The sequence below is a fragment of the Cellulomonas hominis genome (assembly GCF_014201095.1).
Taxonomy (GTDB): Bacteria; Actinomycetota; Actinomycetes; order Actinomycetales; family Cellulomonadaceae; genus Cellulomonas; species Cellulomonas hominis.
This window is the reverse complement of the sequence record NZ_JACHDN010000001.1, coordinates 2,831,704-2,856,166: the sequence shown is the minus strand read 5'-3', so window position 1 is coordinate 2,856,166 and position 24,463 is coordinate 2,831,704. Positions and strand designations below refer to the sequence as shown.

Sequence of the window (24,463 nt, the reverse complement as noted above, 5' to 3'; positions counted from 1 at the left end):
TCTCGCGCGCTGCGGGTGCGGCCCGCGGCAGTCCGTCGCGCGGTCCTCGGCGACCGCGCAACACGGACACTAAATCCGACGACAGTGCTCGCGCAAGAACTCGACAGCAGCGTTACCGAAACGCGACCATCGATCGAATCGATCCGCGCAGGCACGGTGCACCCCTCGCTCGCCCCGGCCTCTCCGGCACGCGGGGCATCCCGCGGTCACCCGGGGTACCGCCCGAACCACCCCCGATGCACGTCCGGCGCCCCCTCGGGCGACGGGGCGCTCCGCCCGCTCCGGAGCGCCGGCGCGAGGTGCTCCGCTACGCGCCCGGGGCCGGGGCCGTGCTGCCGCGGACGACGAGCTCCGGCTCGAACAGCAGCTCGTCCGTGGACACCGGCTGCCCCGCGATCAGCCCGACGAGCAGGTCGATCGCCGCCCGCCCCATGGGCTCGATGGGCTGCCGGACGGTGGTCAGCGGCGGCTCCGTGCAGTTCATGAACACCGAGTCGTCGTACCCGACGACGGACACGTCCTCCGGCACCCGGCGCCCGGCCCGGCGCGCGGCGCGGATCGCCCCGAGCGCCAGCGGGTCGGAGGCGCACACCAGCCCCGTGACGCCGTGCTTGAGCAGCCGGGTCGCGGCGGCCTGACCGCTCTCCAGGGAGTACGCGCTGCGGGCCACGACGTCGTCGTCGAGCGTGATCCCGAGACGCGCGGCGGCGGCGCGGGCGGCGTGCAGCTTGCGCTCCGACGGCACGTGGTCGACCGGCCCGAGCACGAGGCCGATGCGGGTGTGCCCGAGGGACGCCAGGTGCCCGACGGCCTGCTCGACCGCCACCTCGTCGTCGCAGGAGACCCGCGGGAACGGCAGCTCCTCGATGGACGCGTTGATGAGCACGACGGGCAGGCCGCGGTCGGCGAGCAGGCCGTAGTGGTCGTGGTCGGCGCCGCGCTGCGCGAAGTTGCCGCCGGCGAACACGATGCCGGACACCTGCTGGGTGAGCAGCAGGTCCACGTAGTCCGCCTCGGAGACCCCGCCGGCGGTCTGCGTGCAGAGCACCGGCGTGTACCCCTGCTGCGCGAGCGCCCCGCCGACGACCTCGGCGAAGGCCGGGAAGATCGGGTTCTGCAGCTCGGGCAGCACCAGGCCGACCAGGCGGGCGCGCTCGCCGCGCAGCTTGGTGGGGCGCTCGTACCCGAGCACGTCCAGGGCGGTGAGCACGGCCTGCCGGGTCTGCTCGGACACGCCGGACCGGCCGTTGAGCACGCGGCTCACCGTGGCCTCGGACACCCCGACCTTCTGCGCGACCTCCGCGAGCCTGCCAGCCATGCGCGCAAGCCTACGACGTGATCGCGCAAGCCGCTTGCAACGCCGCTCAGACGGTCTGCGCGGGCGCGGGCGCCACGGCCCGCAGGTGCTCGGCGAGCTGCCCGGCCCAGCCGCGCACGGCGTCGAAGTCCCGGTGGTCGCCCTCCTTGGCGCGGGCCCCCGCGATGAGCGCGCGCTCGGCGAACGCGAGCTCGCTGCGCAGCAGGCGCCCGGCGAACGCCCGGTGCCCGAGGGCCCCGACGTTCTGCATGAGCGCGAGCAGCTCGTGCGGGCTGTTCGCGGACGCGGCGGGCTGCGTGGCGAGTCCGGAGGAGAACACCCAGACGGTCCGGTCGCGGAGGTCGGCGGCGAACCGCGCGCCGAAGTCGCGGGCGGCGGGCAGCCAGTGCGCGGTGTACACGGCGGAGCCGAGCACGACGGCGTCGTACCCCGTGAGGTCGACGACCTCCTCGGGCGCGGCCTCGTCGACGGTGTGCCCGTCGGCGCGCAGCACGTCCGCGATCGCCGAGCCGATCTCCGCGGTGGCACCGTGGCGCGAGGCCACCGTCACCAAGATCTGCATCGCACTGCCCTCCTGCGGCTGGAAAGTGGCGGCTCGCCCTGGACCCCCTGCCCGAGGCCTCGACCGCCTGATCCATGGTCAGCGCCGCGACCACGGAAGTCGTGGGCCGGAGGTCCCCCCGCGTCCTGGGGGCCGGTGACCGGCGGCCTCAGCGGTCGCCGGTGTGACGAGCGTCATCGCGGGCGAGGTCCGCGATGCCCGGCTGGGCGGCCCGCAGCGCCCCGGCGACCCGCGTGAGCTCGGCCAGGTCGTCGGTGTCGAGCGCCCCGCCGACGTAGTGCGCGATGGCCTGCACGTGCCGGCGGCCGACCTCGCGCTGCAGCTCCTCGCCCTCGGCGGTCAGCGCCACGAGGATCCCGCGTCCGTCGCCGGGGGCCGGGTCGCGCCGTACCCACCCGGCCTCCTCGAGCCGCTCGACCATCCGGCTCAGGCTCGGCTGGCTCAGCAGGCTGGACTCGGCGAGGTCCCGCAGCCGCAGGCCGCCGGGGGCGCGGGACAGCGTGAAGAGCACGTCGTACTCGCGCAGCGTCATCCGGTCCCAGATCGGGTCGCGCTGCAGCCGGCGCATGATCGCGACCTGCGCGCGGAACAGCTCCTCCCACGCGACCGCCGCGGCCCGGACGTCCACCGCCTGGTCCGCGTGCCCCGTCTGCACCGTCACCGCGCCACCCTCCGAAGGTCCATGCATCTGCATACACCTGTGCAACCGCGCCGCACCCGCGCGTGTTCCCGCCCCTCCCGTACGCTGGCGGGATGCAGAACGACGGCGTCCGCTCGACGTACGTGCTGGTCGACGGCGAGAACATCGACGCGACCCTCGGCTCCTCGATCCTCAACGGCCGGCCGACGCCGGAGCAGCGCCCGCGCTGGGAGCGGGTGCTGGACTTCGCGGAGCGGACCTGGGGCCAGGAGCCGAAGGGCCTGTTCTTCCTCAACGCCACCAGCGGCACCCTGCCGATGTCGTTCGTGCAGGCCCTGCTCGCCATCGGGTACCAGCCGATCCCCCTCGCCGGCGAGGGCAAGGTCGTCGACATCGGCATCAAGCGCACGCTCGCGGCGCTGGCCGACCGGCCCGGCGACGTGCTGCTCGCGTCCCACGACGGCGACTTCGCCCCCGAGGTCGAGGCGCTGCTCGGCGGCGACCGCCGCGTCGGCCTGCTGGCGTTCCGCGAGTTCACCAGCACCTCGCTGGCGCACCTGGCGGACCGCGGCCTGCAGGCGTTCGACCTCGAGTCGGACGTCAAGGCCTTCAACGTCACGCTCCCCCGGCTGCGGATCATCCCGGTCGACGAGTTCGACCCGCTGCGCTACCTGTGACCGTGGCCGACGACGCGACGGTCCCCCCGGGCGAGCGCCTGCTCGTGCTGCTCCGCGCGGTCAACGTCGGCGGGACGTCGACGCTGCCGATGGCCGAGCTGCGCGCCGCGGCGACCGCCCTCGGGCACGCCGACGTCGCGACGCACCTGGCCACCGGCAACCTGCTGCTCACCCCGGCGGCGGGCTCCCCGGCGACCCTCGGCGGCCTCACCGCCCGGCTGACCGCCGACCTCGCCGACCGGGTGGGCCGCCCGCTCGCGCTCACGGTCCGCACCCGCGCGCAGGTCGAGGACGTCGTGGCGGCGAACCCGTACCCGGACGCCGCGGCCGACGACCCGTCTCACCTCGTCGTCGTGTTCCTGGACGGCCCCGCCGCGCAGGACGGGACCGCGGACCTGGGCCGGTACGGCCGCGAGCGGGCGACGTGGCGCGGCGCCGAGGGGTACGTGCACTACCCCGACGGGATCGGCCGCTCGAAGGTCACGGCCGCCGTCCTGGACCGCCTGTCCGGCCGCTCGGGCACCGCCCGGAACTGGCGCACCGTCCTGGCGCTGCGGGACAAGCTCGCGGCCTGACCGTACGGTGGGGCCCATGGCCACCCTGTTCACCCGCATCATCGACGGCGAGATCCCCGGGCGCTTCGTCTGGGCCGACGACCGGGCGGTGGCGTTCGGGACCATCGCGCCGATCACCGACGGCCACGTGCTCGTCGTGCCGCGGGCCGAGGTCGCCCAGCTGACCGACGCCGACGACGACCTGCTCGCGCACCTCGTGGTGGTCGCGAAGACGATCGGCCGGGCGCAGCAGGCCGCGTGGGACGCCCCCCGCGCCGCGCTGCTGGTCGCCGGGTTCGAGGTGCCGCACCTGCACCTGCACGTCCTGCCGGCGTGGGGCGAGGCCGAGCTGAGCTTCACGAACGCCCGGCACGACGTCCCCGCGGAGCAGCTCGACGCGGCCGCCGAGCGCCTCCGTGACGCCCTGCGCGCCGCGGGCGAGGGCGCCCACGTCCCCGCGGCCCTGGGCTCCCCCGCCCTCTGACCCCCGCGCCCCGGCGCGCCCCGCCCCCGCGCCGCGACGTCACCCTCCGCCGAGATCGGTCCTCCGCACCGAGATCGGTCGGCAGAACGGCCGATCTCGGTCGGAAGGACCGATCTCGACGGGGAGGCCCTGTCTCGGCAGGGGCGGGTGGGGCGGGCTGGGGCGGCCGCGCGGGCCGGCGGGTCAGGCGACCGGGTCGTCCTCGCCGTACGGGGCCAGGCGCAGGGTGCGCGCGTCCGCGGCGACGATGCGCTCCGCGAGCCCGGCCAGCGACTCCGCGGTGTCGGTGCCCGCGCGGACGAACCGCCCGTGCAGCGCGTCCAGCCGCCCGGAGCCGAACGCGTCCACGAGCTCGACCGTCGCCTCGACGGGCGTCCACTCGGAGCGGTCGTCGTGCACCGGCATCGACCGGGTCATGTCGGTGACGACGACGCCGGGCGCGACGTCGAGCACCAGCACGCCCCGGTCCGCGTACTGCCGGTCGAGCATCGTGGTGAGCCGCGCGAGCGCGCCTTTGCTGATCCCGTACCCGGTGTACACCGGCGACGGCCGGTGACCCGAGCCGGAGTTGATGTTCACGACGTAGCCGCCGCCCCGCTCGAGCATCGCGGGCAGCACGGCGTGGCTGAGCAGCAGCGGCCCGCGCACGTTGGTCTCGATGACGCGCCACACGTCGTCCGGGTCGTCGCGGACCAGGTCGACCTCCTGGCGCTCGATGACCCCGGCGTTGTTCACGAGCAGCCCGACGCCCCCGCGCGCGGCGAAGGCGTCCGCGATCCGCGCGACGGCGGCGCTCACCGCGGCGCGGTCCACGACGTCGGCGACCTCGGTGACGACGAGCGCCCCGTCCCGGGCGGCCCGGGCCTGGGCGGCGACCGCCTCGAGCGGCTCCGCGCTGCGCCCGACCAGCGCGACGTCCCACCCGGCGCGCACCAGCCCGAGCGCGATCCCGCGCCCGATGCCTCGTCCTGCTCCGGTCACGATCGCGGTCCGCGGGCTGCTCGTCATGGACCCATCGTCGCGCACCGGCGCACGTCGTCGGCATACTGGCGCCTCCAGGGACGTTCCGGACGACGGGGCCGCGGCATGCCCCGCCCGCCGACCGCTGAGGGAGCCGCCCGTGGCCACGGACGCCATCGACCCGACCCGTTCCGTGCCCGGCCCGCCGCTGCGCCTGCGGCTGCCGTCCGTGAGCCCGTCGGTGCGCGACTTCCTGGCGACCGAGGCCGGCAGCGCGCTGTTCCTGCTGGCGGCCACCGTGATCGCCCTGGTGTGGGCGAACTCGCCGCTGGCGGACTCCTACGACGCGCTGTGGTCGGCGTCCGCCGGGTTCCACGTCGGGCCGCTCGGGCTGGACCTCGACCTGCACCACTGGGTGAACGACGCGGCGATGGCGGTGTTCTTCTGCGTGGTGGGCCTGGAGATCAACCGGGAGGTCACCAGCGGCGAGCTGCGGGACCGGCGGACGGTGGCCGTGCCGGCGCTCGGGGCGCTCGGCGGGCTGGCGGTCCCCGCGCTGATCTACCTGGCGTTCAACGCGGGCACCGGGGCGGCGCACGGCTGGGGCGTCGTGATGTCGACGGACACGGCGTTCCTGGTCGGCATCCTCGCGCTGTTCGGCCCGGCGTGCCCGGACCGGCTGCGGCTGTTCCTGCTGACGCTGGCGATCGTGGACGACATCGGCGCGATCACGGTGATGGCGGTCTTCTACAACGACGGCGTGGACCTGGTCGCCCTCGGGATCGCCGGGGCGCTCGTGGTCACGATGCTCGTCCTGCGCTGGCTCCGGGTGTGGCGCCTCACCCCGTACGCCCTGGTCGGGATCGCGCTGTGGTTCGCGGTGAACGCCTCGGGCGTGCACGCGACGCTCGCCGGCGTGCTGGTCGGCCTGCTGCTCCCCTCGCGCGCCATGCCGCAGCGGCACGTCGAGCAGGTCCCGCAGTGGGCGGACGGGCTGGTCGCCGAGCCCACCGCCGACCGGGAGCACCTCACCGAGCTGGCCGCCCGGGCCGCGGTGCCCGCGAGCGAGCGCCTGCAGCGGATGCTGCACCCGTGGTCGGCGTTCGTCGTCGTGCCGGTGTTCGGCCTGGCCAACGCGGGCGTGCGGCTGGACGCCGAGGCGCTGCGCGCGGCCGCGACGTCGACGGTGACGATCGGGGTCGCGGTCGGCCTGGTGCTCGGCAACACCCTCGGCATCACCGGCGCCGCGACGCTGGCGATCCGGACGGGCCTGGGCCGGCTGCCCGGGCGGGTGCGCTGGGGCCACCTGCTCGGCGGCGCGGTGCTCGCGGGCATCGGGTTCACGATCTCGCTGTTCATCGCGGAGCTGGCCTTCGACGGCGAGCTCCGGGAGCAGGCGAAGATCGGCATCCTCGCCGGGTCGCTGGTCGCGGCGGTGCTCGGCACGGTGCTGCTGCGCATCCTCGGCGACCGCCTGCCGCTGTGCAGCCCCGACGAGGACCCACCGCCCGGCCTGCCGCCGCGCCCGTGGGTCGCCGGGTCCTGACCGGCCCTCAGGCGGCCGCGGCGACCGCGGCGCGCAGCGGGGCGAGCTCCAGCGGGCCGCGGTACTGCTCGCCACCGACGAACAGCGTCGGCGTCCCCCGCACGCCGAGCCCGAGCCCCGCGACGTAGTCGGCCTCGACCAGGTCGGCGAACCGCTGCGCGCCCGGCCCGGCGACGGCCGCGGGGTCCAGCCCCAGCCGCGCGCCCGCGGCCCGCAGGTCGGGCTCGGTCAGCCGGTCCTGCTGCGCGAACAGCAGCCGCTGCATCTCCCAGAACCGCCCCTGCTCGGCCGCGGCCTCGGCGGCGAGCGCGGCGATCAGCGCGTGCGGGTGCACCTGGAACAGCGGGAAGTGGCGCCACACCAGGCGCACACCGCCGCCGGACTCCTCGACCAGCCGGCGCAGCACCGGCTCCGCGGACCGGCAGTACGGGCACTCCAGGTCGCCGAACTCGGTGACGGTGACGGGCGCGGCGGGGTCGCCCAGGACGAGGCGGTCGTCGGACATGGCGCCCAGCATCCCCCGCTCAGCGCGGCCGCATGGGCGGACTCGCCGTGCCGGCGCCCCGCACCAGCCCCGCGACGAGCTGCCGCAGCGCCTGCACCCCGGTGTACCGCGGCCGGAAGCCCAGGCTCCGCTCGGCGCGCGCCGTGTCGAGCACCGGCGCCCCCGCGCCCATGTCGAACCACCCGGGCCCGACCGGCGCGAGCCGCGCGTGCCAGGCGGCCGCGAGCGCCGTGCGGACCGGCGCGTGCGGCATCTCGCGCCACCGGCCGCGGGACACCAGGTCGGCGACGTCGGCGGCGCGGACCAGCCCGGGACCGGCGATGTTGTACGGGCCGCGCGCCTGCCGGACGATCGTCTCCCGGTAGGCGTCGGCGAGGTCGTCGGCGTGCACCGCCTGGAGCCGGAAGCCGGCGGGCCAGGGCAGCACGGGGAGCCGGTTGTCGAGGATCCCGGCCGGCACGAACGGGCCGAGGAAGTAGCGGTGGATCTCGTGCCCCGCGGCGTGCTGGAACACCAGCGCGGGCCGCAGCCGGGCGATCGCCAGGGTCGGGTAGCGCAGCTCGGCCTCGTCGAGCAGCCGCTCCACCGCGACCTTGTCCATGCTGTAGTCCGACGAGCGCACGCCGCCGGTGTCCCACTCCTCGTCCCGGGGCTCGTCGGTGTACGACGGCGAGTAGGCGCCCACGGAGGACGCGACCACGAGGTGCGGCACCCGGGCGTCCACGACCGCGCCGAGCACCCGGCGCATCCCGTCGACGTTGACCCGGCGCAGCTGGTCGCGGTCGTGGCTGGGCTGGATGAGCCAGGCGAGGTTCACGACGGCGTCCGCGCCGCCGAACGCCCGCCGCAGCCGCTCGACCACGGGCGCGTCCGGCCCGGGCTCGCCGATGTCGACGGCGTGCCAGTCGACCGTGTCGTACGGGGCGGGCGGGGTGCCGCGCGGCACCCGGCGCACGACGCCGCCGAGCGAGGTGACCGTGGGGTCGTCCCGCAGCCGCCGCAGCAGCGCGGTCCCGACGTTCCCGCTGGCCCCGACGACGACGACCCTCACGACGCGCCGCCCGGTCCGCCCGGCTCGCCGTGCGCCGCGAACGCCTGCTCGCGCGCCACCGCACCCAGGCGGGTCAGCGTCGACGCCTGCTCGTCGGCCTGCTCGAGCAGCCGGTGCACCCGGCCCCGGTCGAGCCCGAGGTCGTCGGCCCAGATCTCCAGCGTCTCCCACAGCCCGCGCTTCGCGACGACGGCCGCGCGCATGAGATCGAGCTCGAGCACCGCGGTGAGCGGCGACGGGTTCGTCAGCCGGCCGTTGGGCTTGAGACGTCCGACCCGCTCGACGGCGGCGAGGCCGAGCCGCTTGAGCCCGCTCGGCTGCACGTCCAGCCGCAGGGCCGTCTCGTGCAGCCAGTCCCGCTCGTCGGCGACCTCCTGGGCGATCCGGCCCAGCGCGGGCCCGAGGGGGGTGTCCGCGTAGGCCTCCGCCATCCGCCCGAACCGCGCGCTGCCGCCCTCCGCCCCGGCCAGGTGGTCGGAGAGGTAGGACTGCAGCAGCGTGCGGTCGAGGCTCCTCACGGGGTGCCGGCGCCGCCGCCGTCCGGGCCGTCGGCGCGGGGGTTGAGGTTGGCCGGCTCGGCGTCGGTGTCCGCGTCCGCCTCGTCGCCGCCGGCGGCCTGGCCGCCGGTGCGCGGGTTCAGCATGGCGGGGTCGGCGTCCGGGTCCTCGGCGGGGTCGTAGCCCTGGGTGGTGTCGTCGGTGCTCATGCGGCAACGGTGGCACCACCGGCGGCGGCCCGCACCCGGAACGCGGCCGCCCGCGGTGCTCGCCGTGCGGGAGCCGCGACCCGGGGCCACGATGCGTCCATGCACGTCAGCCGGGCCCGTTCCGCCGCCGCCGTGGTCGCCGCCCTCGGGCTGGCGCTGCCGCTCGGCGGGTGCGCCGTCGGCGAGGCGCACCGGTCGCCGGACGAGGCGCTCGCGTCCGTCCAGGACGCCGGCGACCAGGCGGCGTCCGCGGTCGCGACGGTCCGGACCGCGGTCGTGCTGCTCGGCCGCGAGCGCCTGTCCGTCACGGCCGCCGACACCGCGCAGGCGGACTCGGTCCGGGTGCTGGAGGAGGCGACCCGCACGCTGACGACGCTCGCCCCGCCGGACACCGGGACGGCCGCCGCCCGGGACTCCGTGCTCGCGGCCGTGCAGGGGGCGACGACGACGGTGGTCGCCGCGGGGGCGTGGATCACCGCGTCCGGGGAGCAGGCCGGCGCGGACCGGGGCACCGTCCCGGACCCGCTGGTGGCGGACCTCGACGGGGCGCACGACGCCGTCGACGTGGCGGTGACGGCCAGCGCCGGGATCACGGGATGAAGCGGCTGCTCGGCGTCGCCCTCGGCGTGCTCACCGCGATCGGCGGGTTCCTCGACATCGGGGACCTGGTGACCAACGCGGTGGTCGGCTCCCGGTTCGGGATGTCGCTCGCCTGGGCCGTGGTGGTCGGCGTCGTCGGCATCTGCCTGTTCGCGCAGATGTCCGGCCGGGTCGCGGCGGTGAGCGGCCGGGCGACGTTCGAGATCATCCGCGAGCGCCTCGGTCCCCGGGTCGCGCTGGCCAACCTGTCCGCGTCGTTCGTCATCAACCTGCTGACGCTGACCGCGGAGGTCGGCGGCATCGCGCTCGCCCTGCAGCTGGCCAGCAGCGTGGAGCCGCGGCTGTGGGTCCCGGTCGCGGCGCTGGCGGTGTGGCTGGTGATCTGGCGGGCGCGGTTCTCGGTGATGGAGAACGTCACGGGGCTGCTCGGGCTGTGCCTGGTCGTGTTCGCGGTCGCGCTGTTCCTGCTCGGGCCGGCCTGGGGCGCGCTGGTCGACCAGGCCGTCGCCCCGCACGTGCCGCCGGGCGAGACCGCGCCGACGTACTGGTACTACGCGATCGCGCTGTTCGGCGCGGCGATGACGCCGTACGAGGTGTTCTTCTTCTCCTCCGGCGCCGTCGAGGAGGGCTGGACGTCGAAGGACCTGTCCCAGTCGCGGGTGAACGTGCTGGTCGGGTTCCCGCTCGGTGGCCTGCTGTCGCTCGCGATCGCCGGCTGCGCGGCCGTGGTGCTGCTGCCGCAGGCGATCGAGGTGTCCTCGCTGTCGCAGATCGTGCTGCCGGTGGCGGAGGCCGGCGGGAAGCTCGCGCTGGCGGTGGTGATCGTCGGCCTCGTGGCGGCGACGTTCGGAGCGGCGCTGGAGACCACGCTCTCCGGCGGGTACACGCTCGCGCAGTACCTCGGCTGGTCGTGGGGCAAGTTCCGCCGCCCCGCGCAGGCCGCCCGGTTCCACGTGACGATGGCGGTGACGCTGCTGATCGGCGTCGGGGTGCTGATGACCGGCGTCGACCCGGTCCGGCTCACCGAGTACTCGGTGGTGTTCTCCGCGGTGGCGCTGCCGCTGACGTACCTGCCGATCCTCGTGGTGGCGAACGACCCGGAGTACATGGGCGACCGGGTGAACGGCCGGCTGACGAACGCGCTCGGCCTGGTGTACCTGGTGCTGATCCTGGCGGCGTCGCTCGCGGCGATCCCGCTGATGATCGTGACGGGGGTGGGGGCATGACGACGTGGCGGCGGCGCCCGCGGGCGCGCCCGGAACCGGAGCCGCAGCCGGCGGGCCGGGTCCTGGACGCCCGGCTGCACCTGCTGGACCGGCAGGTGCTGGACACCGACCGGGCGCCGGTGACGACGGTCGACGACGCCGAGCTGCGCACCGCGGACGGGCGTCCGGACCCGGCGGGCGGCGCGGACGTCGTCCTGCTCACCGACCTGCTGACGGGCCCCGTGCTCGGGACCCGGCTGTTCGGCGGCCGCCCGCCCGCCTCGCGCCGGTACCGGATCCCGTGGCGGGACGTCGCGGACGTCGGCGTGACCCTGCGCCTCGGCGTCAGCGGCGACGCCCTCGACGTCACCTGGGTGGAGCGGTGGCTCCGCGAGCACGTGGTCGGCCGGCTCTCGGGAGGCCGCCATGATCCTCAGTGACCTGCTCGACGCCCGGGTCCTGGGCGACGACGGCGCGCCGCTCGGCTACGTGGTGGACGTCCGGTTCGTGCTGGACGGCCCGCCCGACGGCCCGCTGGCCGCGCCGCGGCTGCACGGGCTGCTGGTGAGCCCGCGCACGGGCACGTCGTTCCTCGGCTTCGAGCGCCGGGACGTGCGGTCGCCCTGGCCGATCGCCCGCTGGTACCGCTGGCGGCACCGGGGCACCTTCCTGGCGCACTGGTCCGACGTGGCGGCGGTCGACGACGCCGGCGTGCACCTGCGCGCCGGCGCGCGGCGGTACGACGCGATGCTGCCGGGGCCGACGCACCGGCAGCCCGCCGAGCCCGAGCACACCGGCGACTGAGCCCCGGGACCTGGGTCCCTGGTGTCCACGGTCCGGGGATGGTGCACCGGGCGCGTCCGTGCCGGTTAGCATCGAGCGGTGTCCTCGAGTGCTGAGCCGGTCGACGTCGTCCTGGTCGGGGGCGGGATCATGTCCGCCACCCTGGCCACGCTGCTGTCGGAGCTCGAGCCGACCTGGCGGATCGAGGTCGTCGAGCGGCTGGACGCGGTCGCCGCGGAGAGCACCGACGCCTGGAACAACGCCGGGACCGGCCACGCCGCGCTCTGCGAGCTGAACTACACGCCCGAGCGCGCCGACGGCAGCATCGACATCGCCAAGGCCGTCACGATCAACGAGCAGTTCGCGCTGTCCCTCGAGCTGTGGGACCACCTGCGCGCCGCAGGCCGGCTGCCGGACGACGGGTTCCGCTCCCCCGTGCCGCACCTGACCTTCGTCCGCGGCGAGCGCGACGTCGACTACCTGCGCCGCCGGCACGCCGCGCTGACCGCGCACCCGCGGTTCGCGCACCTGCGGTTCACCGACGACCCGGGCACCATCGCCGAGTGGGCCCCGCTCGTCATGGAGCAGCGGCACCCGGACGAGCCCGTCGCCGCCACCCGCGCGGACGACGGCCTGGACGTGGACTTCGGCGCGCTGACCCGGCACCTGGTCGCCGACCTGCAGGCCCGGGGCGCGACCGTCCGGCTGCAGCACGAGGTCCGCCGGATCCGCCGCCGCCGGGACGGCACCTGGCGGCTGCACCTGGTCGACCGCGCCTGGAACGCCAGCCCGCGGCGGACCACCCTGGACGCCCGGTTCGTGTTCATCGGCGCGGGCGGCGGCGCGCTGCGGCTGCTGCAGTCCTCCGGCATCGACGAGATCAAGGGCTACGGCGGCTTCCCGATCAGCGGGCAGTTCCTCCGCACGACCGACCCGGCGCTGGTCGGCCGGCACCGGGCGAAGGTCTACGGCAAGGCCGCCGTCGGCTCCCCGCCGATGTCCGTGCCGCACCTGGACACGCGCGTCGTCGGCGGGACGCCCGCGCTGCTGTTCGGCCCGTACGCCGGGTGGAGCATGAAGTTCCTCAAGCACGGCACCTGGATGGACCTGGTCCGCACGATCCGGCCGTCGAACCTCGTGCCGCTCGTCGCGGTCGCCCTGCACAACCTCGACCTGCTCAAGTACCTGGTCACCGAGGTGCTGGCGACCCGCGAGGCCCGCATGCGGACGCTGCGCGGCTTCATGCCGTCCGCCCGCGAGCGGTCCTGGGAGATGATCACCGCCGGCCAGCGCGTGCAGGTCATCAAGCGCGGCAGGGGCGGTGGCGTGCTGGAGTTCGGCACCGAGCTCGTCACCGCCGCGGACGGGTCGATCGCTGGCCTGCTCGGCGCCTCCCCCGGCGCGTCGACCGCCGCCTCGGCGATGCTCGACCTGCTGCGCCGCTGCTTCCCGGACCGGTACGCCGGCTGGCGCCCGGAGCTCGAGCGGATGATGCCGAGCCTGGCCGGCCCCGCCGGGACGGCCGCCGACGCCGACGCCCCGCACGCCGACCCGGACCTCGGGACGCGGGACCCGGCGGAGCCCGGCGCGGCGGACGCGGGCCCGGCGGACGCGGGCTCGGCGCACGCGGACGCGGCGGACGCGGACGCGGCCGACCCCGGCCCGGCCGCCACCCGCCCGGCGGGCCGCCGCCCCTCGCGCCCCTCGCCGCCCCGCCGCCGGGACACCCCGGTCGCCTGATCGCCCCGCCGGGTGCACGGTGGGTCGATGAGAGCCGTCGTCCTCAACTGCACCCTCAAGCCGTCCCCCGAGCCGTCCAACACCGACGCCCTGGCGCGCGTCGTCGTGGACGCCCTGGTCGGCCACGGGGTCGAGGTGTCGACCGTCCGCCTCGCCGACCACCACCTGCCGCCGGGCGTCGCGTCGGACCTCGGCGACGGCGACGACTGGCCGGCGATCCGGGCGCGGATCCTCGACGCGGAGATCCTCGTCGTCGCGACGCCGACCTGGGTGGGGCACCCGTCGTCGTACGCGCAACGCGCCCTCGAGCGGATGGACGCGATGATCTCCGAGACCGACGACGACGGCCGCCCGGTGGCCTACAACCGCGTCGCGGGCGTCGTGGTCACGGGGAACGAGGACGGCGCGCACCACGTCGTCTCCGAGGTGGCCGGCGCCCTGGTGGACATCGGGTTCACGATCGCCCCGCAGGGCTGGACCTACTGGAACCGCGGCCCGGGCCCCGGCCCCTCCTACGCGGAGACCGACGAGGGCCACGACTGGAGCGCGTCCACCGGCCGCGCGATGGCGCAGAACCTCGTCGGCGTGGCCCGCGCGCTCGCGGCGGCGCCGCTGGGACCGCCGGCCTCCTGAGCGCACGGCCCGGGCACGCGCCGGGCCGGGCCGCGGTGTCCCACCGCGACCCGGCCCGTTCGCACCGGTGGATCGGCCGAGCCGCCCCCTGCGGGCTCGGACGGGCCACCCCACGTCCGCCCGGTGCCCTCCACACCGTCCGGTCGTGTCACCCGTGAACTCCGCAGGGGACGTCGATCCGTCACGTCATGCGCGTGTGATCTGTGTCACAGCCGTCGATGGCCGATGTCACAGCCCCATGTCGAGGACGACGCGCCCGTCGATCGTGCCCGTCTCCATGCGGGTGAACACGTCGTTCACCGCGTCGAGCGGCCGCAGCTCGTACTTGGTGTGCACGGCGCCGCGGGCGAAGAAGTCGACGGCCTCCATCATGTCGAGGCGGGTGCCGACGATCGAGCCGCGCACCGTGAGCCCGCGCAGCACCGTGTCGAAGATCGACAGCGGGAACGTGCCCGGGGGCAGCCCGACGAGCGACACCGTGCCGCCGCGTCGCAGCATCGACAGCGCCTGCGGGAACGTCGACTCGCTGACCGCGGTCACCAGCGCCGCGTGCGCGCCGCCGACCAGGTCGTGCACGGCCTCGCCCGGGTCGCCGTCGCGGTAGTTCACGACCAGCTCGGCGCCGTACTCGAGCGCCGAGGCGCGCTTGCTCTCCGAGCCGGTGACCGCGATGACCCGGTAGCCCATCGCCTTGGCGTACTGGATCGCCATGTGGCCGAGGCCGCCGATGCCGGACACGACCACCCAGTCGCCGGGCTTGGCGTCCGCGACCTTGAGGCCCTTGTAGACGGTGACGCCGGCGCACAGCACCGCGGTCACGCCGGCGGCGTCCACCGACTCGGGGAAGACCGGCGCGTAGCGGGCGTCGACGAGCATGTACTCCGCGAACGAGCCGTCCACCGAGTAGCCGGAGTTCTGCTGGCCCGTGCACAGCGTCTCCCAGCCGCGCAGGCAGTCCACGCAGGTGCCGCAGGCGGTCGCCAGCCAGGCGTTGCCCATGCGGTCGCCCTCCTTGACCCGCGTGACCTCGGAGCCGACCGCCACGACGCGGCCCGCCCCCTCGTGGCCCGGGACGAACGGCGGCGTCGGCTTGACCGGCCAGTCGCCGCGCGCGGCGTGCAGGTCGGTGTGGCAGACCCCGGAGTAGTCGACCTTCACCAGGGCCTGGTGCGGACCGGGGACCGGGATCGGCCGCTCCTCGATCACCAGGGGGGCGCCGAGGTCGCGGACGACGGCGGCCTTCATCATCTCGGGCACGGGCTGATCTCCTTCGACGCTGCACGAGCACACTTTGTGAACGCTGTCACGAGGAACGTAGCGCCGGGCGGGGTGGTGCGTCCCGGGACCTCCGGCCCGGATGCGCGCGGCGCGGTCCGCTGCCACCGTGGGGGGATGACCAGCAGACTCGTGCTCGTCCGCCACGGGGAGAGCGAGGGCAACGTCGCCGCCACGCGGGCCGAGCGCACCGGTGCCGAGACGTTGGGGATCGCCACCCGCGACGCCGACACCCCGCTCTCGCCGACCGGCGAGGACCAGGCCCGCGCGCTCGGCGCCCACCTCGGCGACCTGCCCGCCGCGGAGCGTCCCGACGCCGTGTGGTGCTCCCCGTACGTGCGCGCCCGCCGCACCGCCGAGCTCGTCCTCGACAAGGCCGGGCTCGACCTGGCCCCGGTGGTCGACGAGCGCCTGCGGGACCGCGAGCTCGGCATCCTCGACGGGCTCACCAGCCACGGCGTCGCCCGGCGGTTCCCCGACGAGGACGCGCGCCGGGAGCGGCTCGGCAAGATGTACTACCGGCCGCCCGGCGGGGAGTCCTGGTCCGACGTGGCCCTGCGGCTGCGCTCGCTGCTCGGCGATCTGGCCGCGGCCGAGCTGCCCGGCCGGACCGTGCTGGTGGTGTGCCACGACGCGGTGATCTGGCTGCTGCGCTACGTGTGCGAGGGGCTGACCGAGGACCAGCTCATGTCCCGCGTCGCCGAGCAGAGCGTCCGGAACGCGTCGCTCACCGTGCTGGCGGCGGAGGACGGCGGGCCGTGGCGGGTCGAGCGGTTCGACGACGTCGGGCACCTCGCCGCGCAGGACGAGCCCGTCACCGAGCATCCGGGGCAGGGCGATGAGTGACGCGCCGGCGCTGACGCCGAACCTGCTCCGGGGCTGGCCGCTGCCGCCGCGCGACGGCGCGAAGGACGTGCGCGGCGGCGTGCTCGTCCTGGGCGGCGCGCGGCGCACGCCCGGCGCGGTCGCGTTGGCCGGGCTGACCGCCCTGCGCATCGGCGCGGGCCGGCTGACGCTCGCGGTCGCGGAGTCGGTGGCCGCCGCGCTCGCGGTCGCCACGCCCGAGGCCGGCGTGCTCGGGCTGCCCGAGCGGGGTGACGGGTCGCCCACCGGCGAGCTGCCGCCCGCGCTCGCGGACGAGCTGGCGCGCGCGGACGCCGTGGTCGTCGGCCCGGGGCTCGACGAGCCCGAGGGCTGCGCCGCCCTGGTCCGCGGCGTGCTCGCGGCGGTCGGCGGCCGCGACGACGGCCCCGCGGTGCTGCTGGACGCGTTCGCGCTCGGGGTGCTGCCGGGCCTGGACGACGTCGCGCTGCCGCGCAACCGGGTCGTGCTCACCCCCAACCTCGCGGAGGCCGCGCGCCTGCTGGACGACGCCGAGCCGGAGCCGGACGAGGCCGCGGCCCTGGTCGCCGCCCGGTGGGACGCGGTCGTCACCTGCGCGGGCCGCGTCGCGCACCCCGACGGCCGGCGCTGGGCCTCCGCCACGGGCTACGCGGGCCTGGGCACGTCCGGCAGCGGGGACGTGCTGGCCGGGGCGGTCGCGGGGCTGCTCGCGGGCGGCTGCCCGCCGGAGCAGGCCGCGTGCTGGGGCACCGCCGTGCACGGCGCCGCGGGCGACCGGCTGGCCGCGCGGATCGGCCCGCTCGGCTACCTCGCGCGCGAGCTGGCGGACGAGGTGCCGGCCGTGCTGGTCGAGCTGCAGGCCTGAGCGGTCACTCGGCGCCCCGGGGCGACGCGCCCCGCGCCTGCGCCTCCGGGCCCGCCCGGTCGCCGCCGGCCTCCGGCACCCAGTCGGAGGCGACGGTGTACCGGAAGTGGGTCACGGTCGGCTCGCTGAACCCGAGCAGCTGCGACTGCAGCACGACCTCCTCGCGCCCGGACAGCCGTCCGGTCTCCCGGTCCACGAGCAGCACCCGCACGGTCGGGTCCGTGTCGAGGGGACCCGGCGGCACGGCGATCGCCACGGACCGGCGGCCGGTCCGGTCCACGACCTCGCCCGCCACGGTGACGCCCGGCTCGTCGGCGAGCGCCGTCCACGCCGCGGCCTCCAGGTCCGAGGGCAGCACGTACCAGTCGGACAGGTCGGTGACGGCCCGGTACAGGCACCACGCCCCGGCCTCCGGGGCCGCGTCGGGCCCGCATCCGGTGGCCGCGAGGGGCTCGCGGAGCTCCTCGCGCAGCGTGTCCGGGTCGAGCGACAGATCCGCCACCCGGTCCGGGTCCAGGGAGCCCGGCCGCAGCCGGTCGACCACGGCGTCGGCGGGGCTGGTGTCGACGTCCGCCAGCCGGCCGTCCGCCTGGAGGTGCTCGCCGCGCCACTCGGCGGACACCGTCGACCCGTCCGGGCGCAGCCAGGACTCGACGACGGTGGGGTCGACGGTGCTCTCCGCGGAGCCGTCCCACTGCGACGTCGTGGACAGCAGCCAGGACTGCGACAGGATGTGCTGGACGTCGCCGCGGGGCTCGGGGTCGGCGTGACCGGCGGCCGTCGCCGCGAGGGCGAGCAGCGTCTCGCGCGCCGGCGGGCCCTCGCCCCGGGCCAGGGCGGCCGGCTCCAGCGGGTAGGCCAGCATCGGCGGGGAACCCGTCGCGACGGCGGGCGGCGGCTCGTTCCCGGGCAGCACGCTGACCCCGACGGCGACGACGACCGCCGCGGCGGCGCCGGCGGCGAGCCACCAGGGACGGGCGCGACGGGCGCGCAGGTCGGTCACGGGGGCCGCGCCGGCGGGCGCCCCGGGCGCGGCCGCAGCCTCGCCGGCGGCGCCGCCGCCCGCACCGCCGGCGAGGATGCGCGCGATCGCGGCGTCGTCCTCGGCGGGGTCCCGGCGGTCCGCGGGGTCGGTCCCGTCGGCGGGCGCGCCGAGCCCGTGGCGCTCCAGCGCGGCGCGGAGCGCGGCCACCTCGTCAAGGGCGGCGCGCACGTCGTCGTCGTCCGTCATCGCCCTCTCCTCTCGTGGTCGGCGGCGGGGGCCGCGCTGCCGGGTCGTGCGGGGTCGTGCGGTCGTGCGTCACCACCGTCCGTCCCGGCGAGCACGACGGCCAGCCGGGCGCGGGCCCGGGAGAGCCGGGACGTCAGCGCGGTGAGCGACACGCCGAGCACCTCGGCCGCCTCGCTCGGCGTCAGCCCTGCCCAGACGGTCAGGGCCATCGCCTCGCCCTCGGCCGGCGGGAGCAGCTCCAGCAGGCGGCGGGCGCGGTCGGCGGCGGCGAGCTCCTCGCCGGGGTCGGGCGCGCCGGGGCGCGTCGGTTCGAGGGCGGCGGCCCGGGCCAGCGACCGGACCGAGCGGCCGTGCTGCTCGCGGACGTGCAGGATCTTGTTCCGCGCGACGCCGAACACCCACGGCCGCAGGTGGTCCGGGTCGGACGGCGCGTCGGCCCAGCGGCGCCACAGGACGAGGAACGTCTCGGAGACCACGTCCTCGGCGAGGCCGTCCGGGACCTGCCGGCGGGCGTAGCCGCGGACCTGGGGCGCGAGCAGCCGGTAGGCAGCGGCGAACGCCGCGGCGTCGTCCCCTGCCGCGGCGGTCGACCCTGCCCCCTCGTCGCTGCCGCCTGTGCCCACGCCACCTTCAGATCGCTCGCTAACACGTCGTGGCGGTCATGGTACGGACCGAGGCGCTCCCCACGGAGACGGTCCCGTTCTGGATGCCGTTCTGCCAGCACCGGATGGTCCCGCCGCCGTTGGCCGCGGAGTACATGCGCACGTCGACGCTCATGCGGTTCCACACCGACCCCGCGACCGAGACGGTGGTGTTCTGCAGGCCGAGGCCCGCGGTCGACCAGAACGTCCCGGAGTAGCCGGTGCCGGACCAGACGCAGAAGTGGCCGAGCGCGCACTGGCTGCTGGACATCGGCGCGACCGGCTCGTCCTCCGCGTGGGCGACGGGGGCGAGGGCGGACAGGGTCAGCGCGAGGGCGCCGACGACGGCGAGGCGGGCGCGGCGGGTGCGACGGGAGGTCTCCATGCCCTGCACATCCGGCGCGCGGCGCCGGGCGTCACGCGTCGCGCTGTGAGATCGGTCACACGTCAGGGACCCGGAGCTCCGCGCGCAGGCCGCGCGCACCGTGGGCGCCCGCCAGGCCGTCGCCGAGGACGACGTCGCCGCCCTGCTCGCGCGCCACCTCGCGGGCGATCGCGAGCCCGAGCCCGGAGCCGCCGCCCGGGCGGTCGCGGGCGTCGTCGAGCCGCACGAACCGCTCGAACACCCGCTCCCGGTCCGCCGGCGGGATCCCGGGCCCGTCGTCGGCCACCGACACCCGGCCGTCCGCGACCTCGACCCGCACCCGCCCGCGGGCGTGCCGCAGCGCGTTCTCCGCCAGGTTCCGCAGCACCCGGCCCACGGCGACCTCGTCCCCGCGGGCGCGGCCGGTCCCGCTCACCTCGACGGCGACGTCGCCGCGCCCCGCCGCCGCGCCCGCGAGCGCCACGGCATCCCGGGCGACCGCCCCGAGGTCGACCGGCCCGGCGGCCAGGGGCCGGGACCCGACGCGGGCGAGCAGCAGCAGGTCGTCGACGAGCGCCTGCATCCGCCGGACCTCCGCGCCGAGGTCCGCGACGAGCTCGTCGCGCTCGTAGGCCCCGGGGTGCGCCCGGGCGACGTCCAGGGTCGCCCCGAGCGCGGCCAGCGGGGTGCGCAGCTCGTGCGCCGCGTCCGCCACGAACGACCGCTGGCGGGCCGCGGCGACCTCGAGCCGGTCCAGCATCTCGTTGAGCGTCCGCGCGAGGGCGCCGATCTCGTCGTCCGTCCCGGGGTCGGGCAGCGAGCCGGGGCCGCCCGAGCGGGCGACCTGCGCCGCCGCGGACCGCAGCGCCTCCACCGGCCGCAGCGCCCGGCCCAGCGCGAGCCACACGGCCGCCGCGACCAGCGCGGTCAGCACGGGGACGACCCCGAGCAGCGACAGCCGCACCGCCCGGACGACGCCCTCGACCTCGTCGAGCGGCACGGTCGCGACCACGAGCGCGCCGTCCCCGCCGGCCGGCTCGAGCACGGCGGCGCGCGCGGCGCCGTCGTACGCCGACCCGTGCGTCGTCACCAGCAGCGGCTCGCCGTCCGGTGCGTCGGCGGCGCGCCCCCGCAGGTCGGCGAGCGCGTCGGCCGGCAGCACGGGCAGCGTGCGGCTCGCGGTCGTCGAGGACGCGACCACCCGGCCGCCGGCGTCGAGCACCTGCACGACCTCGCCCGGCTCGGTGACGGGCAGCGCGGCGGGCACCTGGTCGCTCGTGACGAGACCGGCGACGGTCAGCGCCCGGGCACGCACCACCTCGTCCAGGGCGGCGACCCGGCTGCGGGACAGCACCATGCTGAGCAGCACCGCCCCGGCCGCGAGCGCCACGCACAGCAGCCCGGCGGTCACCGCGGTCAGCCGGGCGCGCAGCGACCAGCGCCGGGTGGTCACCCGGCCACCCGGTACCCCGCGCCCCGGACCGTCAGCACGGCGTCCCGCCCGAGCTTGCGGCGCAGGTAGCCGACGTACACCTCGACGACGTTGCCGTCCTCCCCCGGGCCGTCCCAGACGTGGTCGCGCAGCTCGACCTTGCCCACCACGCGGTCGGCGTGCCGCATGAGGTACTCCAGCAGCGCGAGCTCCCGGGCGGTGAGGTCGACGGGCTCGCCGGCGCGGGTGACCGTGCGCGCGGCGGGGTCGAGCACGAGGTCGCCGGCGGCGAGCACGGCGGGGCGGACCTGCGGCGGGCGGCGCAGCAGCGCGCGGATCCGGGCGACCAGCACCACGAACGAGAACGGCTTGGTGAGGTAGTCGTCCGCGCCGACGTCCAGCCCGTCGGCGACGTCGTGCTCGCCGTCCTTGGCGCTGAGCATGAGCACCGGCGTGCCGACCCCGGCCGCCCGCAGCGCGGTCACCACGTCGTAGCCGTTGCGCCGCGGGAGCATGACGTCCAGCACGATCGCGTCGTAGTCCCGGTCGGTCGCGAGCGCCAGGCCCGCGTCGCCGTCGTAGGCGACGTCCACCGCGAAGCCCTCCGCGGTCAGCCCGCGGCGCAGCGCGCCCACCAGCCCGCGCTCGTCGTCCACCACCAGCACCCGCACCCCGGCAGCATCCCACCGGGCGGCGCCGCGGGTCGCCCGCGCGCGGTCGCGGGCTCTCAGCGTGCCCTCAGCGACGGGCGGGCAGAGTGGACGGCATGTCCGAGACACCCGAGGCCCCCCGCCGCACGCTCTCCCCCCGCGCCCGCTGGGCGGTCCCCGGCGTCGTCGCCGCCGCGGTGGCCGCGGCGATCGGCGTCCCGGCGCTCGCCAGCGCGGACGCGGCCGGCCTGCCGGACGTCACGCCGGCCGAGCTGCTCACGCGCGTCGCCGAGGCCGAGCCCACCCCCGTGCAGGGCACGGTCGTCTACACCGCGCGGCTCGGGCTGCCGGAGCTGCCGGTCTCCGAGATGACCGGGGCCGACCCCGTCGCGCTGCTCGGCGGGTCGTCGACGCTGCGGCTGTGGTCGGACGGGGCGGACCGCTCCCGGGTGGCGCTGCTCGGCGCCACGTCGGAGTACTCGGTGGTCCGCGACGGCGCCGAGGCCTGGACGTACTCGTCCGCGGACGACGCGGTCACGCACTACGCGCTCGACGCCGCCGACCAGGCGCGCTACGACGCCCTGGCCGCGCAGCTCGCGGCGGGCGCCGAGCCGCCGGCCGGCGCGGACCTGCCGACCCCCGAGCAGGCGGCCGACCAGGTGCTCGCCCGGGCCGGGGAGCACTCGTCCGTGACGGTCGACCAGCCGACGACCGTGGCCGGCCGGGACGCGTACCAGCTCGTCGTCAGCCCCACGGACGAGCAGACCCTCGTCTCCCGGGTCGTCGTCGCCGTCGACGCCGAGACCTCCGCCCCGCTCCGGGTGCAGGTCTGGTCGACGCAGGACGACGCCGCCCCGTCGCTCGAGGTCGGGTTCACGGACGTGGAGTTCACGGCGCCCGACGACTCCGTGCTGGCGTTCTCCGCGCCGGCGGGGGCCACGACCGAGGAGGTCGTCGTCCCGCTCCCCGACGTGCCCGCGGTGCCGTCCGGCGACGGCGAGCACCCCGCGCTCCCGGCGGGCGTGACCGTCACCGGCGAGGGCTGGTCCACCGTCGTCGCGCTGTCCGGCGTGGACGTGGCCGGCCTGGTCGGCGGCGACGCCGCGTCGCTCGCCACCGTCCCGGGCGCCGACCGGGTGCTCGGCTCGGACGAGGCGCAGGACCTGGTGCAGGAGTTCGTGCCGACCGACGAGGACGGCAAGGTCGTCCGGCCGGAGCTCGACGGCGCGGCGCTCTACGAGCAGCTGACCACCGAGGTGCCCGAGGGCCGGCTGCTGTCCTCGACGCTGCTGAGCGTGCTCGTCACCGACGACGGCCGGGTGCTCGCGGGCGCGGTCCCCGCGGACGTGCTGCGCGCCGCCGCATGACGCCGGACCCCGCGCCCGCGCTCGCGGTCCGGACGGCCGGGCTCACCAAGCGGTTCCGCTCGGGCCAGGTGGCGGTCGACGGCATCGACCTCGCGGTGCCCCGCGGTGCCGTGTACGGGTTCCTCGGCCCGAACGGCTCCGGCAAGACCACGACGATCCGGATGCTCCTCGGCCTCGCCCGCCCCACCGCCGGGCGGGCGTGGCTGCTGGGCGCGCCGATGCCCGAGGACGCCACGCGGGTGCTGCCCCGCGTCGGCGCGCTGGTCGAGGGACCGGCGTTCCACCCGTACCTGTCCGGCCGCGCGAACCTCGCCCGCCTCGACGCGGGCGACGCCGGCGCGGACCCGCGCACGTCGCGGCGGCGCGCGGACGCCGCCCTGGACCGGGTCGGGCTGTCCGCCGCGGCGACGAAGCCGTACCGGCAGTACTCGCTCGGCATGAAGCAGCGGCTGGGACTCGCCGCCGCCCTGCTCCAGCCGCGGGACCTGCTCGTCCTGGACGAGCCGACCAACGGCCTCGACCCGCAGGGCACCCGGGAGGTCCGGCACCTCGTGCGCGAGCTCGCGGACGCCGGTGCGACCGTCCTGGTGTCCTCGCACCTGCTCGCGGAGATCGAGCAGGTGTGCACGCACGTCGGCATCATGAGCCGCGGCCGGCTGCTGCTGCAGGGCGAGCGCGCGGACCTCACCGAGCGCGGGGCGGCGCGGCTGGTCGTCCGCACCCGGGCGGCCCAGGTCGCCGCGGCCGCGGAGGTGCTGTCCGCGCTCGGGCTGACCGAGGTCGAGCCGGCGTCCGGGGGCTCGCTGACCGCCGCGCTGGGCCCGACCCCGCCCGAGAAGGCGTCCGCCGCGCTCGTGCACGCGGGGGTGGACCTGCTGGGGTTCGAGGTCGCCCGGCCCAGCCTGGAGCAGGTGTTCGTCGAGCTGACCGGGGAGGGCTTCGATGTCGCGCGCTGAGCCGCTGGCCGCCGCGCCCGTGACCACGGCGCGCGCGCCCGTCGCCTGGGGGCGGCTGCTGCGCTCCGAGCTGCGGCTGGTGCTGGGCCGGCGGCGGAACATCGTCCTGCTCGTCGGCCTGGCGCTGGTGCCGGTGCTGCTCGGCACGGTGCTGTTCCTCACCCGGGACAGCGCGCTGTCCGGCCAGGGCCCGTCGTTCGTCGACCAGGTCACCGGCAACGGCATGTTCCTCGTGGTCGCGGCGCTGTTCCTCTGCCTGCCGTTCCTGCTGCCGCTGTGCATCGGCATCGCGTCGGGCGACGCCGTCGCCGGGGAGGCGTCCGCGGGCACACTCCGCTACCTGCTGGTCGTCCCGGTGCCGCGGACCCGGCTGCTCACGGTGAAGGCCGTGGCGGCGCTGACGTTCGCGGCGGCCGCCGTGCTGGCCGTCGCCGTGACCGGGCTCGTCGTCGGGGCGCTGTACTTCGGCCTGCACGACGTCACCCTGCTGTCCGGGACGACCGTGCCGGTCGGCGAGGGAGCGCTGCGGGTGCTCGGGATCGTCGCGTACGTCGGGCTGTCCCTGACCGGGCTGGTGGCCGTCGGGCTGTTCTTCTCGACGCTCACCGAGGTGCCGGTCGGGGCGATGGCCGCGACGGTCGTGGTGGCGATCGTGTCGACGGTGCTGGACTCGCTGCCGCAGGTGTCCGCCATCCACCCCGGCCTGCTGACGCACCACTGGTTCGACTTCGCGGAGTTCCTGCGCGTGCAGGTGGACTGGGGCGTCGTCGCGGACGGGCTGCTCGTGCAGGTGGCATGGGTCGCGCTGTTCGGGTCGCTGGCGTGGGCGCGGTTCACGACGGCGGACGTGACGTCCTAGCCCCCGGAGCGCACGA

29 protein-coding genes are annotated in these 24,463 nt (G+C 76.7%); 15 read left to right on the top strand and 14 right to left on the bottom strand.

The window, feature by feature from the left end; all coding sequences use genetic code 11:
- Positions 1-307 precede the first annotated feature (307 nt).
- The 3 genes from HNR08_RS13455 to HNR08_RS13445 all read right to left on the bottom strand — a co-directional run bounded on the left by HNR08_RS13455 (position 308) and on the right by HNR08_RS13445 (position 2,541).
- Positions 308-1,318, bottom strand: a complete 1,011-nt coding sequence (locus HNR08_RS13455) for a LacI family DNA-binding transcriptional regulator (RefSeq protein WP_146838695.1) — start codon at positions 1,316-1,318, stop codon at positions 308-310.
- Between the two features lie 46 nt (positions 1,319-1,364).
- Positions 1,365-1,862, bottom strand: a complete 498-nt coding sequence (locus HNR08_RS13450; RefSeq protein ID WP_246803095.1) for a flavodoxin domain-containing protein — start codon at positions 1,860-1,862, stop codon at positions 1,365-1,367.
- A 166-nt stretch (positions 1,863-2,028) separates the two neighbouring features.
- Entirely contained in the window at positions 2,029-2,541 is a 513-nt protein-coding gene (locus HNR08_RS13445; protein WP_246803096.1) for a MarR family winged helix-turn-helix transcriptional regulator, read from the bottom strand.
- A 92-nt stretch (positions 2,542-2,633) separates the two neighbouring features.
- Between HNR08_RS13445 and HNR08_RS13440 the strand changes: the two genes are divergently transcribed.
- The 3 genes from HNR08_RS13440 to HNR08_RS13430 are packed head-to-tail and all read left to right on the top strand — an operon-like array spanning position 2,634 to position 4,235.
- Positions 2,634-3,197 carry an NYN domain-containing protein gene (locus HNR08_RS13440; RefSeq protein WP_146838702.1) on the top strand — a complete coding sequence of 188 codons (564 nt, stop codon included), beginning with the start codon at positions 2,634-2,636 and terminating at the stop codon, positions 3,195-3,197.
- 2 nt (positions 3,198-3,199) lie between these two features.
- On the top strand, positions 3,200-3,772 hold the full coding sequence (locus HNR08_RS13435) for a DUF1697 domain-containing protein (protein ID WP_183835051.1): 573 nt from the start codon (positions 3,200-3,202) through the stop codon (positions 3,770-3,772).
- 16 nt (positions 3,773-3,788) lie between these two features.
- The gene (locus HNR08_RS13430) at positions 3,789-4,235 is read left to right on the top strand and encodes an HIT family protein (RefSeq protein WP_146838706.1); all 447 of its coding nucleotides are present in this window, start codon (positions 3,789-3,791) and stop codon (positions 4,233-4,235) included.
- A 183-nt stretch (positions 4,236-4,418) separates the two neighbouring features.
- Here the strand turns inward: HNR08_RS13430 and HNR08_RS13425 are convergent, their stop codons facing one another.
- On the bottom strand, positions 4,419-5,243 hold the full coding sequence (locus HNR08_RS13425) for an SDR family NAD(P)-dependent oxidoreductase (RefSeq protein WP_146838708.1): 825 nt from the start codon (positions 5,241-5,243) through the stop codon (positions 4,419-4,421).
- Positions 5,244-5,355: 112 nt separating this feature from the next.
- Here HNR08_RS13425 and nhaA point away from each other — a divergent pair, with 112 nt between their 5' ends.
- Complete coding sequence (nhaA, locus tag HNR08_RS13420) at positions 5,356-6,741, top strand: Na+/H+ antiporter NhaA (protein WP_246803097.1); 1,386 nt, start codon at positions 5,356-5,358, stop codon at positions 6,739-6,741.
- Positions 6,742-6,748: 7 nt separating this feature from the next.
- Here nhaA and HNR08_RS13415 read toward each other — a convergent pair whose 3' ends face one another.
- The 4 genes from HNR08_RS13415 to HNR08_RS13400 are packed head-to-tail and all read right to left on the bottom strand — an operon-like array spanning position 6,749 to position 9,003.
- Positions 6,749-7,246: a DsbA family protein gene (locus HNR08_RS13415; RefSeq protein ID WP_146838712.1), complete on the bottom strand. Its 498-nt coding sequence runs from the start codon at positions 7,244-7,246 to the stop codon at positions 6,749-6,751.
- A gap of 19 nt (positions 7,247-7,265) precedes the next feature.
- Positions 7,266-8,297, bottom strand: a complete 1,032-nt coding sequence (locus HNR08_RS13410; protein ID WP_146838714.1) for an NAD-dependent epimerase/dehydratase family protein — start codon at positions 8,295-8,297, stop codon at positions 7,266-7,268.
- Positions 8,294-8,815: a hypothetical protein gene (locus HNR08_RS22760; RefSeq protein WP_146838716.1), complete on the bottom strand. Its 522-nt coding sequence runs from the start codon at positions 8,813-8,815 to the stop codon at positions 8,294-8,296. The genes HNR08_RS13410 and HNR08_RS22760 overlap by 4 nt, the downstream gene beginning before the upstream one ends.
- Positions 8,812-9,003: a hypothetical protein gene (locus HNR08_RS13400; RefSeq protein ID WP_146838718.1), complete on the bottom strand. Its 192-nt coding sequence runs from the start codon at positions 9,001-9,003 to the stop codon at positions 8,812-8,814. The genes HNR08_RS22760 and HNR08_RS13400 overlap by 4 nt, the downstream gene beginning before the upstream one ends.
- Positions 9,004-9,102: 99 nt before the next feature.
- Between HNR08_RS13400 and HNR08_RS13395 the strand changes: the two genes are divergently transcribed.
- The 6 genes from HNR08_RS13395 to HNR08_RS13370 all read left to right on the top strand — a co-directional run bounded on the left by HNR08_RS13395 (position 9,103) and on the right by HNR08_RS13370 (position 13,964).
- Positions 9,103-9,603, top strand: a complete 501-nt coding sequence (locus HNR08_RS13395; protein ID WP_146838720.1) for a hypothetical protein — start codon at positions 9,103-9,105, stop codon at positions 9,601-9,603.
- A complete protein-coding gene (locus HNR08_RS13390) occupies positions 9,600-10,829 on the top strand; it encodes an NRAMP family divalent metal transporter (RefSeq protein ID WP_146838722.1) in 1,230 nt (409 codons plus the stop codon). Before HNR08_RS13395 ends, HNR08_RS13390 begins: the two co-directional genes overlap by 4 nt.
- The gene (locus HNR08_RS13385) at positions 10,826-11,248 is read left to right on the top strand and encodes a hypothetical protein (protein ID WP_146838724.1); all 423 of its coding nucleotides are present in this window, start codon (positions 10,826-10,828) and stop codon (positions 11,246-11,248) included. The genes HNR08_RS13390 and HNR08_RS13385 overlap by 4 nt, the downstream gene beginning before the upstream one ends.
- On the top strand, positions 11,235-11,612 hold the full coding sequence (locus tag HNR08_RS13380) for a PRC-barrel domain-containing protein (protein ID WP_146838726.1): 378 nt from the start codon (positions 11,235-11,237) through the stop codon (positions 11,610-11,612). The genes HNR08_RS13385 and HNR08_RS13380 overlap by 14 nt, the downstream gene beginning before the upstream one ends.
- A 78-nt stretch (positions 11,613-11,690) precedes the next feature.
- Positions 11,691-13,331, top strand: coding sequence for a malate dehydrogenase (quinone) (gene mqo / locus HNR08_RS13375; RefSeq protein ID WP_146838728.1), 1,641 nt, complete (start codon positions 11,691-11,693; stop codon positions 13,329-13,331).
- Between the two features lie 27 nt (positions 13,332-13,358).
- Complete coding sequence (locus tag HNR08_RS13370; RefSeq protein ID WP_146838730.1) at positions 13,359-13,964, top strand: flavodoxin family protein; 606 nt, start codon at positions 13,359-13,361, stop codon at positions 13,962-13,964.
- 228 nt (positions 13,965-14,192) lie between these two features.
- Here HNR08_RS13370 and adhP read toward each other — a convergent pair whose 3' ends face one another.
- Complete coding sequence (adhP, locus tag HNR08_RS13365; RefSeq protein WP_210737552.1) at positions 14,193-15,212, bottom strand: alcohol dehydrogenase AdhP; 1,020 nt, start codon at positions 15,210-15,212, stop codon at positions 14,193-14,195.
- A gap of 144 nt (positions 15,213-15,356) precedes the next feature.
- Here adhP and HNR08_RS13360 point away from each other — a divergent pair, with 144 nt between their 5' ends.
- Positions 15,357-16,085 (top strand): histidine phosphatase family protein, encoded by a 729-nt coding sequence (locus HNR08_RS13360; protein WP_146838734.1) that lies wholly within the window; start codon positions 15,357-15,359, stop codon positions 16,083-16,085.
- On the top strand, positions 16,078-16,947 hold the full coding sequence (locus tag HNR08_RS13355; RefSeq protein ID WP_183835049.1) for an NAD(P)H-hydrate dehydratase: 870 nt from the start codon (positions 16,078-16,080) through the stop codon (positions 16,945-16,947). Before HNR08_RS13360 ends, HNR08_RS13355 begins: the two co-directional genes overlap by 8 nt.
- 4 nt (positions 16,948-16,951) lie before the next feature.
- On the opposite strand, the gene HNR08_RS13350 is transcribed toward HNR08_RS13355, so the two are convergent.
- Genes HNR08_RS13350 through HNR08_RS13330 form a run of 5 tightly spaced genes read right to left on the bottom strand, consistent with a single transcriptional unit; the run spans position 16,952 to position 21,286 of the window.
- Positions 16,952-18,178 (bottom strand): CU044_5270 family protein, encoded by a 1,227-nt coding sequence (locus tag HNR08_RS13350; protein ID WP_146838736.1) that lies wholly within the window; start codon positions 18,176-18,178, stop codon positions 16,952-16,954.
- Positions 18,175-18,801, bottom strand: a complete 627-nt coding sequence (locus HNR08_RS13345; protein WP_146838738.1) for an RNA polymerase sigma factor — start codon at positions 18,799-18,801, stop codon at positions 18,175-18,177. Before HNR08_RS13345 ends, HNR08_RS13350 begins: the two co-directional genes overlap by 4 nt.
- A gap of 19 nt (positions 18,802-18,820) precedes the next feature.
- Positions 18,821-19,204 (bottom strand): peptidase inhibitor family I36 protein, encoded by a 384-nt coding sequence (locus HNR08_RS13340; RefSeq protein ID WP_146838739.1) that lies wholly within the window; start codon positions 19,202-19,204, stop codon positions 18,821-18,823.
- 55 nt (positions 19,205-19,259) lie between these two features.
- Positions 19,260-20,636: an ATP-binding protein gene (locus HNR08_RS13335; protein WP_246803098.1), complete on the bottom strand. Its 1,377-nt coding sequence runs from the start codon at positions 20,634-20,636 to the stop codon at positions 19,260-19,262.
- Positions 20,633-21,286, bottom strand: a complete 654-nt coding sequence (locus HNR08_RS13330; protein ID WP_146838741.1) for a response regulator transcription factor — start codon at positions 21,284-21,286, stop codon at positions 20,633-20,635. The genes HNR08_RS13335 and HNR08_RS13330 overlap by 4 nt, the downstream gene beginning before the upstream one ends.
- Positions 21,287-21,381: 95 nt before the next feature.
- Here HNR08_RS13330 and HNR08_RS13325 point away from each other — a divergent pair, with 95 nt between their 5' ends.
- Genes HNR08_RS13325 through HNR08_RS13315 form a run of 3 tightly spaced genes read left to right on the top strand, consistent with a single transcriptional unit; the run spans position 21,382 to position 24,447 of the window.
- Positions 21,382-22,632, top strand: coding sequence for a LolA family protein (locus HNR08_RS13325; RefSeq protein WP_146838743.1), 1,251 nt, complete (start codon positions 21,382-21,384; stop codon positions 22,630-22,632).
- Positions 22,629-23,588, top strand: a complete 960-nt coding sequence (locus tag HNR08_RS13320) for an ABC transporter ATP-binding protein (RefSeq protein ID WP_146838745.1) — start codon at positions 22,629-22,631, stop codon at positions 23,586-23,588. The genes HNR08_RS13325 and HNR08_RS13320 overlap by 4 nt, the downstream gene beginning before the upstream one ends.
- Positions 23,575-24,447, top strand: a complete 873-nt coding sequence (locus HNR08_RS13315) for an ABC transporter permease (protein WP_146838747.1) — start codon at positions 23,575-23,577, stop codon at positions 24,445-24,447. The genes HNR08_RS13320 and HNR08_RS13315 overlap by 14 nt, the downstream gene beginning before the upstream one ends.
- Positions 24,448-24,463: the final 16 nt, after the last annotated feature.